General features: G+C 55.0%; 24 protein-coding genes. 7 read left to right on the forward strand and 17 right to left on the reverse strand.

Annotated elements, in window-relative coordinates; translation table 11 throughout:
* Positions 1–96 precede the first annotated feature (96 nt).
* The 8 genes from ACR0IV_RS04755 to ACR0IV_RS04790 all read right to left on the reverse strand — a co-directional run bounded on the left by ACR0IV_RS04755 (position 97) and on the right by ACR0IV_RS04790 (position 4,907).
* On the reverse strand, positions 97–552 hold the full coding sequence (locus tag ACR0IV_RS04755; RefSeq protein WP_480657581.1) for a hypothetical protein: 456 nt from the start codon (positions 550–552) through the stop codon (positions 97–99).
* Entirely contained in the window at positions 542–2,137 is a 1,596-nt protein-coding gene (locus ACR0IV_RS04760) for a hypothetical protein (protein WP_480657580.1), read from the reverse strand. Before ACR0IV_RS04760 ends, ACR0IV_RS04755 begins: the two co-directional genes overlap by 11 nt.
* The gene (locus ACR0IV_RS04765; protein ID WP_480657579.1) at positions 2,134–2,550 is read right to left on the reverse strand and encodes a hypothetical protein; all 417 of its coding nucleotides are present in this window, start codon (positions 2,548–2,550) and stop codon (positions 2,134–2,136) included. The genes ACR0IV_RS04760 and ACR0IV_RS04765 overlap by 4 nt, the downstream gene beginning before the upstream one ends.
* A gap of 33 nt (positions 2,551–2,583) precedes the next feature.
* Positions 2,584–2,886 (reverse strand): hypothetical protein, encoded by a 303-nt coding sequence (locus tag ACR0IV_RS04770; protein WP_480657578.1) that lies wholly within the window; start codon positions 2,884–2,886, stop codon positions 2,584–2,586.
* Positions 2,886–3,389, reverse strand: coding sequence for a hypothetical protein (locus tag ACR0IV_RS04775; protein ID WP_480657577.1), 504 nt, complete (start codon positions 3,387–3,389; stop codon positions 2,886–2,888). Before ACR0IV_RS04775 ends, ACR0IV_RS04770 begins: the two co-directional genes overlap by 1 nt.
* 210 nt (positions 3,390–3,599) lie before the next feature.
* Positions 3,600–4,130, reverse strand: coding sequence for a hypothetical protein (locus tag ACR0IV_RS04780; RefSeq protein WP_480657576.1), 531 nt, complete (start codon positions 4,128–4,130; stop codon positions 3,600–3,602).
* A complete protein-coding gene (locus tag ACR0IV_RS04785; protein WP_480657575.1) occupies positions 4,120–4,602 on the reverse strand; it encodes a helix-turn-helix domain-containing protein in 483 nt (160 codons plus the stop codon). The genes ACR0IV_RS04780 and ACR0IV_RS04785 overlap by 11 nt, the downstream gene beginning before the upstream one ends.
* A 128-nt stretch (positions 4,603–4,730) precedes the next feature.
* Positions 4,731–4,907 carry a hypothetical protein gene (locus ACR0IV_RS04790; RefSeq protein WP_480657574.1) on the reverse strand — a complete coding sequence of 59 codons (177 nt, stop codon included), beginning with the start codon at positions 4,905–4,907 and terminating at the stop codon, positions 4,731–4,733.
* Between the two features lie 217 nt (positions 4,908–5,124).
* Here ACR0IV_RS04790 and ACR0IV_RS04795 point away from each other — a divergent pair, with 217 nt between their 5' ends.
* From ACR0IV_RS04795 to ACR0IV_RS04820, 6 genes are all read left to right on the forward strand, one after another.
* Positions 5,125–6,042 carry a DUF932 domain-containing protein gene (locus ACR0IV_RS04795; protein WP_480657573.1) on the forward strand — a complete coding sequence of 306 codons (918 nt, stop codon included), beginning with the start codon at positions 5,125–5,127 and terminating at the stop codon, positions 6,040–6,042.
* Between the two features lie 141 nt (positions 6,043–6,183).
* Complete coding sequence (locus ACR0IV_RS04800) at positions 6,184–6,633, forward strand: DUF1281 family ferredoxin-like fold protein (protein ID WP_480733470.1); 450 nt, start codon at positions 6,184–6,186, stop codon at positions 6,631–6,633.
* A gap of 89 nt (positions 6,634–6,722) precedes the next feature.
* Positions 6,723–7,010 (forward strand): hypothetical protein, encoded by a 288-nt coding sequence (locus tag ACR0IV_RS04805; RefSeq protein ID WP_480657571.1) that lies wholly within the window; start codon positions 6,723–6,725, stop codon positions 7,008–7,010.
* On the forward strand, positions 7,007–7,303 hold the full coding sequence (locus ACR0IV_RS04810) for a hypothetical protein (protein WP_480657570.1): 297 nt from the start codon (positions 7,007–7,009) through the stop codon (positions 7,301–7,303). The genes ACR0IV_RS04805 and ACR0IV_RS04810 overlap by 4 nt, the downstream gene beginning before the upstream one ends.
* Positions 7,300–7,842 carry a hypothetical protein gene (locus ACR0IV_RS04815; RefSeq protein ID WP_480657569.1) on the forward strand — a complete coding sequence of 181 codons (543 nt, stop codon included), beginning with the start codon at positions 7,300–7,302 and terminating at the stop codon, positions 7,840–7,842. The genes ACR0IV_RS04810 and ACR0IV_RS04815 overlap by 4 nt, the downstream gene beginning before the upstream one ends.
* Positions 7,843–7,914: 72 nt before the next feature.
* Positions 7,915–8,193, forward strand: coding sequence for a hypothetical protein (locus tag ACR0IV_RS04820; RefSeq protein ID WP_480657568.1), 279 nt, complete (start codon positions 7,915–7,917; stop codon positions 8,191–8,193).
* Here the strand turns inward: ACR0IV_RS04820 and ACR0IV_RS04825 are convergent.
* The 9 genes from ACR0IV_RS04825 to ACR0IV_RS04865 form a co-directional block, all read right to left on the reverse strand.
* On the reverse strand, positions 8,159–8,302 hold the full coding sequence (locus ACR0IV_RS04825) for a hypothetical protein (RefSeq protein WP_480657567.1): 144 nt from the start codon (positions 8,300–8,302) through the stop codon (positions 8,159–8,161). The genes ACR0IV_RS04820 and ACR0IV_RS04825 overlap by 35 nt on opposite strands.
* A gap of 81 nt (positions 8,303–8,383) precedes the next feature.
* Positions 8,384–9,790 (reverse strand): DnaB-like helicase C-terminal domain-containing protein, encoded by a 1,407-nt coding sequence (locus tag ACR0IV_RS04830; protein ID WP_480657566.1) that lies wholly within the window; start codon positions 9,788–9,790, stop codon positions 8,384–8,386.
* Entirely contained in the window at positions 9,787–10,275 is a 489-nt protein-coding gene (locus ACR0IV_RS04835; RefSeq protein WP_480657565.1) for a DNA N-6-adenine-methyltransferase, read from the reverse strand. The genes ACR0IV_RS04830 and ACR0IV_RS04835 overlap by 4 nt, the downstream gene beginning before the upstream one ends.
* On the reverse strand, positions 10,272–11,153 hold the full coding sequence (locus ACR0IV_RS04840; protein WP_480657564.1) for a hypothetical protein: 882 nt from the start codon (positions 11,151–11,153) through the stop codon (positions 10,272–10,274). The genes ACR0IV_RS04835 and ACR0IV_RS04840 overlap by 4 nt, the downstream gene beginning before the upstream one ends.
* Complete coding sequence (locus ACR0IV_RS04845; protein WP_480657563.1) at positions 11,150–11,332, reverse strand: hypothetical protein; 183 nt, start codon at positions 11,330–11,332, stop codon at positions 11,150–11,152. Before ACR0IV_RS04845 ends, ACR0IV_RS04840 begins: the two co-directional genes overlap by 4 nt.
* Positions 11,325–11,657, reverse strand: coding sequence for a hypothetical protein (locus tag ACR0IV_RS04850; protein WP_480692643.1), 333 nt, complete (start codon positions 11,655–11,657; stop codon positions 11,325–11,327). The genes ACR0IV_RS04845 and ACR0IV_RS04850 overlap by 8 nt, the downstream gene beginning before the upstream one ends.
* Positions 11,657–12,217, reverse strand: coding sequence for a hypothetical protein (locus ACR0IV_RS04855; RefSeq protein ID WP_480657561.1), 561 nt, complete (start codon positions 12,215–12,217; stop codon positions 11,657–11,659). The genes ACR0IV_RS04850 and ACR0IV_RS04855 overlap by 1 nt, the downstream gene beginning before the upstream one ends.
* Positions 12,214–12,519, reverse strand: a complete 306-nt coding sequence (locus ACR0IV_RS04860; RefSeq protein WP_480657560.1) for a hypothetical protein — start codon at positions 12,517–12,519, stop codon at positions 12,214–12,216. The genes ACR0IV_RS04855 and ACR0IV_RS04860 overlap by 4 nt, the downstream gene beginning before the upstream one ends.
* Positions 12,516–13,043, reverse strand: a complete 528-nt coding sequence (locus tag ACR0IV_RS04865) for a hypothetical protein (protein ID WP_480657559.1) — start codon at positions 13,041–13,043, stop codon at positions 12,516–12,518. Before ACR0IV_RS04865 ends, ACR0IV_RS04860 begins: the two co-directional genes overlap by 4 nt.
* A 160-nt stretch (positions 13,044–13,203) precedes the next feature.
* Here ACR0IV_RS04865 and ACR0IV_RS04870 point away from each other — a divergent pair, with 160 nt between their 5' ends.
* On the forward strand, positions 13,204–13,512 hold the full coding sequence (locus ACR0IV_RS04870; protein WP_480657558.1) for a hypothetical protein: 309 nt from the start codon (positions 13,204–13,206) through the stop codon (positions 13,510–13,512).
* Position 13,513: the final 1 nt, after the last annotated feature.

The following is a 13,513-nucleotide window of genomic DNA, read 5'->3' on the forward strand; positions in this document are numbered from 1 at the left end:
GCGATGGAAACGCGGGGTGAGCGGAGATTGCGGAATAGAGCGGTCTGGGTTGATAGACCCTCTTGGGTGGCCCGGATGTTCTCGCTACGCGCGCGTTCACGCTCCGCCTTCTGTTCCGGTGTTTCCTCCGGCTGCTCTACTTTCGGCGACTTCATTGACGATCTCCGTTCCTTCGATGCGGAGAAGGTCTTTGAACAGGGCATCAGGCCGCAATGCACTGGAACGCAGCCGAAGCATATGTTTGACGAAGTTCACGCAGGTCATTGGGCCAAAAAACGAGCGGGACGATTGCGGTTGTGCTGGGCCGAACTTAACCACTGTGTAGTGGGTGCAGAGGAATTCCAGATATTCTTGAACTTCTTCGTAGTGATAGATCGCGGCCGCATTGACCCCGTGACGCTGTAGATCCAGATGCAACCAGGTTTCGTTTGCGTAGCCCACGAGGGACACATGGCAGAAACGGCGTGACCACCAGCGACGGCCCGGATGGAACACAACATGCCAGATCAGGCTTTGATCGAACGGGTAGAGAAAGGGATCGTTATCTTGCACGGCCTCGCCTCTTCAGAGAATAGCGTTTGCGTTCGATTTTCTGGGGTTTCGGTTTTTCTCCGCTTGGATTGAGCGCGGCAAACCCAATCCCGGCGCCGAGGCAGGCATATTGCAGGGCGTCGTGATAGTCGGCGAACGTGTTCTTGTAGGGTTCGTCGTGATGGGCATTTTTGCCTTTGATCTTGGCGTAGTGGTAGCCGCTGACAAACCCGGATTTAAGGGTGATACAGGAGGGATCGACCAGCAGCCCGGGCCCACCGTCAACCATGGTGTCCAAAGTCGATTGCACGGCATTCAAACGAATGGACAGCGAATTGTTGCCCGGGGCCGCGACCACACTCATGCCGTTGGAATTGAAGATCTGGTAGGGAGTGCGATCGGTCCCCTGCCCTTTGCTGTCACCAGAGGGATCGCCCCAGAACTGTATTCCGGGGCTGTTCTTTCCCATCCAATCGGGGAAGTGCCGATACAGCCGTTTCTTGAACAGCGGAGCATAGGTCGTGGCCGCCTGGTTTATGACACCGTATTCGTGCAACACATAGACGGCGCCGCGGAGAACCTGAATCACAACCATCGCCGGATTTCTGGCGAAGTCGAGGCCAACGATCAGGGGAAGCCCGGGGATTGGGTTGATCTTTTCCTTGGCAACGTGGATCTCCGGCCGGAAGCTCTCGAACACCGGTTTTCCAGACCTGTAGAAGCCGACCCGGTTCATCACATAGGTATCGATGTAGGATTTGGATGAGCCCTTGATCAGCTCCATGTAGTCTTCATCCAGCCACTTCCGGTTTTCTGACGCATCAGAGGGATCAAGGCCCATTTCGATACGGTTCTCCGGCGTGTTTTCCTTGTAGCCGACAACCTTACGATCCTTGATAATCTCGATAAGACCCGGGGGCTGAACAAAGAACTTCCAATTGTCGGGCTTCGTGTACTCACGCCTCAGATCATCGTCCCAATCCTCGGGCAGCGGAACATCGCCGCGCATATAGGGGATGAAATGGCCCTCTGGCGGTGCGTTCAAATCGGCGATCAGCCCTTTCCAAGTAGGCCCGCCACTCAATAACGGTGGATACCGGCCCTGCATCGCCCGGTTTCGCGCGGCATCAAAGATCGTTTTGTCGGCAAACTGGGCTTCATTGAACCAAATCCCGGTACATTCCAGCGACAACAGCTTTCGAACGTCTTCTTCCTGATCCAGCGCCAGAAAGATGAACTCGGCGTCAACAATCGTCCCGTCGGGTTTGTCCCATCTGATGTGATGGTTCGGCGGGTTGGTCATCTTCAATTCGCCGAAGACACCTTGCGCGACTTCCTCGAACCAGAATTTCCAGGTCTTTATCGTGGTTTCTTTGAGATCGTTGTAAGTGTTCCTGACGATGATCCAGCGCGTTCGACGGACGCCGTTCTCATCTGACGCCTGTTCAAGCGAGATCTTCCACATCTTGTGGCAGCACGCGGTCGACGTTCCCGACCCCACCGGACCCTGAATAATGGAGACCGGGGATCTGTCCCAGAAAAAGGATTTGATGACTTTGCCGTCAGGGACGTACTTGAACGCCTTGGGTTTGACTGGCGCGTTCATTCGGAGCCCTCGACCGTGATTTCTGCCATTACTCGGTAGGAGTCGATCAGTTCGCATAACTCCGTGAAGTCTTCCGGGGTGGTCGCATCCAGCCAGGCGGTAACCCGATCTGTCTGCCAGACGACGATAACTGCACGCGCCGAAGGATCAGCTGCAGCGCGCGCGAGGTGAGCCCTCGCAAACTCCGCAGTCTCGCCGCCGGCGAGATCTACAAAAACTGGCGTCTCTCGGTTCCACTCTGGGCCGTCAACGATCTTGTCATACCAACCGCCTGTTTCCACATCGATCACGCCCTCGCAAGCCGAACACGCGGCTGTGCCATTTGCCCGAAGCTCAAAACTCCTGCAACCGCACCCGCACACCCAGATCTCATCTTTTTGGGTTAGATCCGGGAAATCGATTACGTCAGACATCTCGCACCTCAAACGTGTTGTTTTTCGTCGCCATTAGAGCGGGTCCCCTTCGGGACCAGTTTTTGGGATCGCTTCAAAGAAATCGGTGCCCACCGCCACGATGCAGGAGATCCCGTTGGCGTGGGTGACCAGCACTGTGTAAGAACCCGTTTCCCGGGATGCCCAGATCTCCATTACCGATTGCGCGCCCCTCGTCTTCTGCAGGCCACCAAACCTCAGTTCCTCGGAATAGCTGTCCTGCAGCTTCGCGATGACTTGCTCACGCTCCGCACAATTCTGGGCGAAACCCGAACCGGCCGAAAAAACGAGAACAAGCCAAGCGAAGAGGAATCGCATCAGTCAACCACCTCAATCGCTCCACCCCGAAACTTCACCTTGCCAGCCGCTCCAAGTCTCGCGACGGCTTTGGAAACCCGCATCTCCGCCCAGCCAATCGATTTCGCGATCTCACGCTCAGTCCGAACCCCACATTTCAGGAAATCCAAAACCTGTTGATCGTCGGCTTCACTCCGACGTGCGACCTCTGCTGAGCGCAAATCCACCGCCGCCTGACTCGCTTTCTTCTTCAAAGCGCCCGCGGTCGAATTTTTTTTCGGAGCAACCGGCTTTTCCGATCTCGGAGCAGGGTTATCCGCCGCTACCTCTTTCATCGGAAGATCCGCAAGTAGCCCATTCGGCTCCATAGCCTGTTCAGCCGTCAGCGCGTGGGTTGGCCGATCCAAAATACCGACTGCCAATTCAATTGCCGCAGTAACAAACGCTGTCCGATCATCAGATGCAGCATCGATCCGATCAATCAAATCAGGGTCCAACCGAAACGAAAAAATTTTCTTGGCCATTACACCAACCTCGCGAGCGTAATACGTCTGAAGAGACCAAGCGTATTACGAAGGGAGTGCGTAATACGTTTTGGAGTAGTGAGAGAGGGGTTGCATGGATGAGTGCACTGACCGCGCGATTTTTGGGGGCCGGTTGCCATAGGGGTCATGCAAAAGGGGGTGGGCGTATCGCCTTGGATACAAGCGCCGGAACCCCCTTGTTTGCGCATGTTACTCATCATCATGAGTACCGCCGTTGTCAGATTGCCCTTGTTTTGTTGGGTTTGGCGCATCATCCGCAGGGGTTTGGTAATCCTCTGGCGTGACGTCAATAGGCTCATCATCGTCATAGTCGAACCCACCAAAGCTATGCTGGTGATGCATGCGACCCTCGACCCTTTTGACCGCTGCGATACCGTCAACTCCTGCAATCCACTTATTCAGGTCTGCTTTGACGTGATCGCTCTGCGAGGTCTGAGAAAGGTTAACGTTTCTGACGTATGCTTGAGCGGCGGCGTTGTCTCTTATGGCCTTAACTATTTGATTATACACGCGGCGGACTGGTGGGCTGTTAAATGACCTTGCGAAGTTGTCCGGTCTTATCCCTGCTTGCTTTGCGGCGAGGTGGAGGGACAGGCCCTCATATGCCATTAGCTCTAGGGCTTCGATTGTTTGCGGATACAGTCCAAGGCCGTCAAATGTGATCTCGACCGAAGGGGGGGCTGCGCCCTCTTCCTGTTGTGTTGGCGTGTTATCGGTCATGTTTGAAACGGGCCTGATTTGGTTGATACGGGCGGTCTTTGCGGTCTTCTATGGCGCGGGTTGTGGCTGGCGGCAGCGTGGCGGGTGTTGTCGTGATCGACATCCCGAGTGTTTGCGCCCATAGCTGAAGGGTCGGGAAAGTGGCGATGCGGGCCATGCTTTCGAGCTTGTTGATGTATCCATCGGCAACGCCCATTGCGGCGCTGAGGTCATCTTGATTTAGTCCCAGACGGCGGCGCTTGCTGCGCAGCTCATCCACTAAGCCCTCGTAACTCTCAAAGGTCTTTCGGGCATATCCGTTCTTATGGGGGAGATCGCAGGGCGCTGGCGGATCGCCGAGGTTGTCCAAATCAGCGATGTATTCGCCGGGGCATCCTACGTGGGTGCAGCGTAAACGCAGACGCTTGCCAGTGACCGAGGCCACCCGCCAGCCGTTCTTTTCCGCCGCTTTGATCCATTGACGCACCTGCATGACGTCAATTTACGGCGGTATATACTCTAAATCATGTTCTACTAATGTTCATGGTCTATAGCGGGAAGGCTTGACCGTCACAAAGGAAAGGGGCCTTGCGGCCCCCTCGTCTGTCTATGCGTGATTGTTCATGTCAGGAATATCTTGACCACGGCGACAATAGCGAGCGTGACCGTTGCACCAACGACAAACGGGTACAGCACGGTTTCCCGGTTAATCTTGGTGGTTTCGGCCATCAGCTTGGCGATGCGGGCCTGCGTCTCTTGTGCGTCCAGCATGTCTTTGTCCACGGTTTCTACGCTCATATCTTAGTCCCTTTCGTGCGCTTTGCAATGAGCCGGGTTTCCGTCCGGCCCACCCACTATCTAGCAACCTGTCTATTACCTTTCAATACCGTTTATTAACCTTTGTTGCCCATTTTGATGTTTTTTATATTACTGGGTTGTATATTTAAGTGAGGCCGCTATATTGGGTTTCACCGGGTGGTCGGAAACCCACCCTGAACCCACGAAAGGAAATGACATGAATGCTATTACGCAAATCAAAGATGATCGCGCCTTTGATGCAGTTATCCGCCCGCTCTATGGTCCCGATGCACAGCCCCTTTCGGCTGATCTGGGTCGCGCGGTTGTCCGCAACGACACGCACGAGACCATCGCCATTGCAGGCCCCAACTTTAAGCCAGTGCAACACCGTGACGTTGTGAACCCGATTATTCAGCACTTTGAAAGCCGGGGTTATGATCTGGAAGAACGCACGCCCACACGGAACAGCCTGTATGACCTGCAGGGGAAGAAAGGCGCGTTCATCACCCCTCAGTTCTCCGACAACGGCGCTGTGATGCGTGTAGACATCATTACGGGCGATTTCCTGCAGCCCACAGGGTCTAGTTCTTATCTGGATGACGGACCCGACACGATGTTGTTTAAGACATCCATTTTCAATTCGCACAACGGCTCTTTGGCTGTGCGCGTTGTCACATCCTATGAACGGCTGATTTGCATGAACGGGATGACCCGCCCAGATTTCAGCGCTGGTGTTTACGGCAAGCACACCACCAACTTTCACACTGAGGCCATGCGCGCCAAGATCGGCAACGCCATGACAGGGATGACCGATGACGCTGAAAAGTTCGGTCTGTGGGCGAAAACCCGGATCACGGTTGCTAAGGCAGAGGAGATGCTAAAGCAGACCATTGCCAAACTGCCGAACAAGGCGAACGGCACCCCGCATTTCTCTGAACCTCTGGTCAACAAGATACTGGATCAGTTCCGCCGTGAGGATCAAACCGTTTGGGGCCTCTACAACGCCGTAACGCACTGGCAGACCCACGGACAGCGCAAGGAAGGCGCAAACGCCCTGACAACCACCATTGGCCGCGAGAGCAAGGTTGCGACCATGCTGCGCAGCGCACAGTGGAAAGGATTGGTTGACGGCTGACCCATTGCAGCGCGCCGCTTCGGTGGCGCGTCACTGTGGGCCATCCACACCCGAGTCGGAAACCTCGGGACCAGCAACGAAAGGAATATGACGATGCCAAATTGGTGCGAAAACCGACTGGAATTCTCGTGTGATACCAAGGTGCAAGCCGATCAGATACGCGAGCTATTGAGCGGCGAAAACGGCGAGATTGATTTCAACAACGTCATACCCATGCCCAAAATCCTTAGGCACACGGTCAAAGGCGGTAAAACCTTTAACGGGGAAACTCACGAAGTTTGGTTCTGTGAAAACCCTGAGGCTGATTTCAAGGATCGAATCGAGCGTCCTTTAAATGACAACGACCGCGCGCAACTCTTAGAAGCTGGGTCAACAGACTGGTACGACTGGTCTTGCGACAACTGGGGCACAAAATGGAACGCCGCACACATCCAAGATGTTGAACAGGATGGTGAATACCTTGTCTATCGCTTTGACACTGCGTGGTCACCGCCGCAGCCCATCATCGAAGCACTGCGCGAGAGATACCCAGACATCCACATCACGGCCTTTTACGACGAGCCGGGCATGGAGGTTGCTGGATACCTTTGACGCATCGCCTGTCGCCCCGTGTGGGCGGCAGCACCATGCGCCGGAAACCGCATGACAACACGAAAGGAAAACGCACGATGATGAACACAATGGACAAAGTTGAAACGATGCTGCGCGATTTCGAGCAAAGCAACGCCCAGCTTAACAACAACTGGCGAGGGGCACGCGTATTGTGCGCCTTGGCCGAGGTCTACCACCCACACGAAGAGGACGGAGACCCGGAAAACATGGTTCGTGATGCACTGGCCGACTTGCGGCACGCTTGCGACCTTGTCGGGCTTGAGTTCTTTAGACAAGACCGGATTGCGCGCGACAACTATCAAGCTGAGTGCGGAGCCGAAGGCCCTGCGGTCGACATTTCGGAGGGCGCGCTATGAGTAGCCTTGAAGAGCACGACGGCGAACAAGCCGCAATCACTGCCTTGTGTGAAAGCGGGCAATGCAAACATCCTGAATGCAATCCAGATTTGCCCATCAGCTACGTTTGCCCCAACTGCGGGGAACAGAGCCTTTATCACTCCGATGACGTAACCCTCTATTGGGACGTCGAGAATCAGGAATGGGCGGTCTCTGATGACGGATATCCACGCGGTGACAGCAATCTTTACTGCGGCAACTGCGATGAGATATGCGAGGTCAACGACGCTCGGACATGGAGCGGCAAACAATGAAAACCGCTTTTGCACCATATGGCGGAGCCTACGACAGCGGGCACCCTTGGTATTATCGCCTTGGGGGTCCGGTTCTGACCTTCCTTCAGATACGCGAAAAAGTTCTGGCCGAGCCGATACAGGATCATCACGCGGAGCAGTTTAATAAGTTGGACCGGATGCAGGAGCCTAAGCGTTCAAAGGAAATTCGCTCAATGCGTGCAAGCATTGTTAAATGCTTGATCCGTGACGCCAAACGCTATCGCGAGGTTGCGCGAGAGATCAGACACTTGCGCACATTCATCGGACCCGAACCTTATGATTGGTTCAAACAGACATACAATGAGCCAACTTGTGCGCTCAGTTTGAAACACAATCACATCCACTATGGTTTGCGGCAATTGCGAGCGATTGACCAACTGACGATGCAGCCAAGCCTATTCGATGCTCCTGCATCTGAACACAAAACCGAACTCACACCGGCAGGTGAGCAAACCGTTATCCCCGGTTGTGAGCGAAACACTACTCCGGTTATGACCCAACTTGAGTTGTTCGGATAGAAGTGTCCCGCGCCAACTGACTAAGGACGTCAGCGGAAACAGGCGCGGGACTGCCACGAAAGGAACGTAGCCATGACGGCTTACAAGGAAATGACACCGGGGGAAAGGTTCGAAGCCGTCGACCAGATGGCAACCCAACTTTTCGGGACCAAGCGCTGGAAAACTGAGTTTTCCAGGCTCTATGGGCTGACCCCGCAAGCCCTGACCAAGTGGACGAACAACGGCGCACCCGTCTGGGCGTGTGTGGCGCTGAGTGATGCTCTGCGCGCTCAGAAGTGGGATAAACTTTGCATCGATATAATCACGACCGAAAACCTCATCGGCCCTGCTGGAACTGCGCCTCTAGCCTGATGTGCTGCAGCATGTAGAGTTTCAGGTTCTTGATCTGGTGGAACATCGCGTTACCGTCGAAAGATAAGCCTTCCATCGCCATAACTTTTTCCCGTTCTTCACGCATCATCTAGTTTCCAAGTGAACGCGACAGAGAGGTACGTCGTACCACCTTCATCCCACTCTGCTAATCCTCCAGACCACCCAGACATCAGAATTCGATCTCCCCTTGCGTATCAGGCAGATCAAAGAACCGGTTGGTTGCCATATCGCAGGCCACGGTGACGGAGCCGATCTCACCCATCCGGGCCTTACCCACGATGATCTCGGCCTTGTCTTTCCAAGCGGACAGATCGGCCTCCCAATCCGCTCGGTCTTCTTCCTTCTTCGGCGGTGTCTGGCGTTTCAAATAGTATTCCGGCCGGAACACAAACAGCACGTTGTCCGGGGCGTTCTCAAGATCACCAGAACCCCGGAGATCGGCAGGACGGGGCCGCGCGTTGAGAAAGTTATCTTCCTTGCTGATATTGCGATCGATCTGAGCCAGTGCGATCACATGCACATCCAACTGTTTGGCGACCTGTTTCAGATCATTGGCGACCTGCGACAGCCGAACAAGGGCACTTTCGCCCCTGCCCCTCACCAACTGGATGTAGTCGATCACCAGCAGCTTGAAGCCTTTGAACGGCCCGTTGGGCTTCATCTTGCGCTTGAGTTTCTTGCCCTCGGACAGAATGGCCGGCACATCACGGACGCGCTCTGAGAATATTTCCATCGGCAGGGCTTGAAGCGATTTTGCGGCCTCCATCACTTTCCGAAACGTCGCCTCGCTCATCTCGCGGTCATAGGCCTTGTACGGGATCTGAGACACAGTGGAGTTGATCCGGTTTGCGAGATCTTCCTCGGGCATCTCAAGGGTTACAAAACCGACCCCAAAACCAGCAGTGGCCGCGTTCTTGGCGATGGACAGGGCAAGAGCGGTCTTTCCCATGGATGTGGCGCCACCAATGATCGTGTACCGCTTCGGCATCAGAGACACGGCCTCATCCAGCGCCTTGATCCCCGTCGGCACCGCCACCAACTCTCCGTTGTTGATATCCGCCATCTGCTGAAATGAACGGCTTTGAGCGGCCAGGAATGACATCGTGCGGGGTTCGTCGCTGTCATCCGCACGTTCATGCAGGAGCAATTCCAATTCCGCGGCTACTTCGCCCGCTTCCCTACCCCGCTCGACCTCACCCCCCAGCTGTTTCAAGCGCTCAGCCATGAGGCGGCGATCATGGAGCTTGCGGATCATGTCCGCGTAATCCCGGATCGCAAACGACGCCACTGCGGCACCCGCCAGTTTGACCAGGTACTTGCCGCCGCCCAGCTGCTGGAGACCCTCATCCTCTGCCATGTCGGTTTTCATCGTCACCGGAGACGCCAAGTGATCTTTCTCGATCCGCGCGGCCGCCAACTGGTAAATCCGTGCATGAACCGGATCGTAGAAATGATCGGGCTTGAGCATCGAGGAGATCTGATCGAACAACTCGTTGTTGGTCAGAATCGCGCCCAACAACTGTTGTTCGGCTTCGATTGAAAACAGCGGGGAAGCTTTGATCTCGGCCTGCATCATGCTGCCACTCCCACAAACACCTGCCCTAGATCCGAAGCACGCAACAGCGCCGCCGTAGCGCGTCGACCACAGGCGATAAGCGTTGTTCCATCGCCCGGCTGCTCGCCCAGAGAACCATCAGGACGTTCAAACTTGATCTTCGGGGAGACGAAAAGGACAGCATCAGCCCTTGGTGCAAACTCCTGCCACCAAGGTGCAGACGTGCGATCTGGCAAAAGTGCAATGCCGTTTCCATGCTCAAAGAAGCGACTTAACCACAGCCGTTTAGTTGACTGGTGACCGAAAGGCGGATTCATCCAGACAAACCCGTACCAACGTCGACGCAGGCCATCGTCTATCTTGTGATACCAGTTCCATGATGGCACGTTGGTTTTTCCATCAAGGGGCGCTGCCACGTCCAGATCAAACTTCTCGCCAATCGCTTCGAACAAGTAAGCGGGCGTGATCCAATCATCGCGACGTTTTTTGGGTTGATGGGCTCTCATGCGTCCACCTTCCCAAATCTGTTGAGCCAGTGCTGTGCCTCAGCGTTGGGCTTGCCGTTTTCCAGCATCGATGGCGGGCACTGTCCGTTGAGCAGTAGGCTTTGCCGGTTCGCTGACAGCGTGTCGAAGTCGTAGGTTTGCGCCGACTGCATGAACGGTTCCCAGCCAGGCTGTCGCAGCCAAGCCAGCGGAGCTTTCAGGTATTCGAGATCTCGGACAGATGCGATGTAGGCCTTGGCGCAACGGTTCAACTCGGCCGGTCCGATCCGTTCCGCCTTTTTGTGTTTTCCAGTACAAGCCAATCGATAGACCTTGGCGCAATCAACCTTAGCAACCTTGCGTTGGTGTTTCGGCCAAACATCGTCCCAGAATTCTTTGAATCCTTCATCGACAGGATCAGGACCATCCGCCTGTGATTCAGGTTCTTCAATTTCTGAGAAAAGATCATGCCCCTTTGGGGTTTGGGGTTCTTCTAAATTGGTTTTCTTATCTATTGTTCTTCTTATGTATGCGGAATCACCGGGACTCGGTTTTTCAGGGCCTCGGTTTTTCAGGGCCTCGGTACCGACACCCGGATTTTCAGGGCCTCGGTCATCTCGGATGATCCAAGTCGATCCATCAAGTTGACCATTGTCCAACCGGTTCTGAATCAACTCGACATAGCCAACTTTCCTCAGTTCCCCCATGGCTTTTTCGAACTTGTCGCGTCCCATGCCAGTGACCTGACGCAGATGGGTTTTATTGAATTCCCAATCATCGGAGTACGTCATCAGCAAAGCCAGCAACCCACGGGCTTCTATGGAGATTTCTTCATCTCGCATAGCAGCATTCGGAATGGCCGCATAAAGCCGTTTTGATCGCCTGCCGCGTTCCCTCATCTCCTGCACCTCTCATAGATCGCGGCAAGCTCTCCGGCCTCCCGTAAGATTCTGATTTCACGCCGCACATCTTCGACGTCGAAACCTCTGATCGCGGCGATATCCTCGACGCCAAATCCCTGCCCCAGCATCTTCCTGACAGTGTGCTGCCACATGCTGTTCTGTTGGGCTCTACACATCACACGAAAGCTCCTGCCCGTTGATCTCTTCCAGCCCGTTTTCGCCCAATAGAAACTGCCCGCGCGTGGTCCAAATCGGCGATCCGGGCAGAAGAAACGTGACGACGAAACCCGTTGGTGTGATCACCAGCGTGTATCGGGGGAAGCCATTGGGAAGTCGTAAATAATAGAGGTCTTTGAAATCCTCTTTCCTGATGCGCGCGACGTACTGGACAACACGATCATCACCACTGAGAACACCATGCTTGATGCGCCGGATCAGGACACCTGGACAGACGCTGGGGCAGCGTTCCAAGGCCCGTTTCATGGCGTGGCAGGGTAGCATCAGAACAGCCCCCCTACCGGTGCGGATTGATGGCCTATGACCTGTGTTGCGCAGGCCCAATCCCATGTTGCTGCGGCGTCAGCTGCATCGAGATCAGGTATTTTCCAACCCAGCAGCTCGCAGCGCGCCGCAATCTCTTCCTTGATCGCGATCTTTGCCTTGGCGGGTTTTAGATGAGGGAAGTCCCTTCTCGTTTTGGCCTTTCCCATGAAATGCTTACGCACTGTCGAGGGGTAGACATGGATTAGGTTAACGCCTCTGTTTTTCGTACACGCTTGAACACATCCGAATAGCTTGATCAGGTAGGCGCTGGCGTCGTCACCGCCAATTGCGGCCTCCAAAACGACCAGATCGGGGCTGTGGGTTTGTATAAGTCCCTGCGTCATGATCAGCGCGTTGTTGAGCCTGCGGCTTTCCAACCTGAACTTATCGGCCTGGGACATGCCCCCCCGTATTTGAGGGGCATCGCCAAGACAGATTGACCACGCCTTGGGATTTGCGCCGGGTGTCCCAACGCAAATCCCTGTGGTTGTCGCGATATCCAGCGCGAGGATCTTCATGCGGCACGGCTCCGCTTGATGATCTCCATCTTGCGACGGCCAAACTCAGCCGGTGTGATCCGGCTTTCCTTGTCTGCAGCACGCTCGAGCGCCCGACGACGTTGCCGTGTCATGCGCTCACCCGATGGAATAGATTTGTTGGCCTTGTGCTTTTCGGCCAGGCGCTTGCGGGCACGCTTAGCCCCCGATCCACGCTCGACTTTGGGGCCGACACGTGGTGGCGGAGCGAAGGTTTTTGCTATCGCCCCGAAATCCCCGAACAGGATACTGGTAGCGATATCGATAAATCCGCTATCCTTCATGCCGCGTTATCCCCGCCAAAATCGATGGGGGTCACAACCTCGCCGTCACCCATGGCCTCATCGACCTCGGCGTTGAATTCCTCGGTCTCGGGATCAGCGGGTTCGGTGCCCTCAGGAGTAGCCTTGCGGAACTCGAAATTACCCTCTTCAAGATCAGTCGGGGGATCGACCCGATCCTCCGGCTCATCCTGTGGGCCGTCCAGATCCATTTCAGCCGTACCTTGACCACCGCAGTGGTTTTCAATCATCGGCAACGTCAGCTTCAACGACCGAATGATATCCATCGCCTTTTGCTGGCCGTTCTTCTTATCCAGCTTCTTGATGATGGTCTTGCCCCAGCCAACGGCAGTGCTATTCAGTCCGGTTTCATCCAAGAATTCCTTGGTTTCAGCCGCACTTTCCGACGCATCAGACGAACGTTCCCGCTCGCTGTGGATCATGCGCTCGATTTCTGAAATCAGTTGGTCATGCTCGACTTCCGGGCCATCAAATGCCTCTCGTACTTCCTTACCCTCATCTGCCATATCGGCCTCCTATCTGGTCGGGGGTTGTTGGGGTGCACCCACGGACAGAGCCCGCGCCCCATAGACCCGGAAACCCGACTTGAAGTCGGCCGTCCGGGAATAATGTTGAAAATGCGGCCCAAAGTTCGCACGTTAGGTGTGCTTGGATGGGAGAGATCAGATGATGAGATTGGCTCTTGTGGCTGCTGTTTTCGGGGTGCCTGTTGTGGCCGATGATATCGATGATCGATACTTTCGTGCCATTGGAACAGCTTGGAGTTTTCACTGCCCGAATGCTGAAACGATTGAAGACACCAAGAACTGTCTTGGCACAGAATTCAGTGGCTCCGAATTCTTTATCTGCGAAACCACGTTCGTCGCTAACGACAAAAAGCTGGAGTGTTACAATAGAGTCGCCGCCCGCTGGCTTGCACGCATAAAACTGAGCGGCCCAGTCTTTGGCAACGATGGCAAGCCGTTGTGGGAGTGAA

It is taken from the genome of Ruegeria sp. C2 (assembly GCF_056537765.1).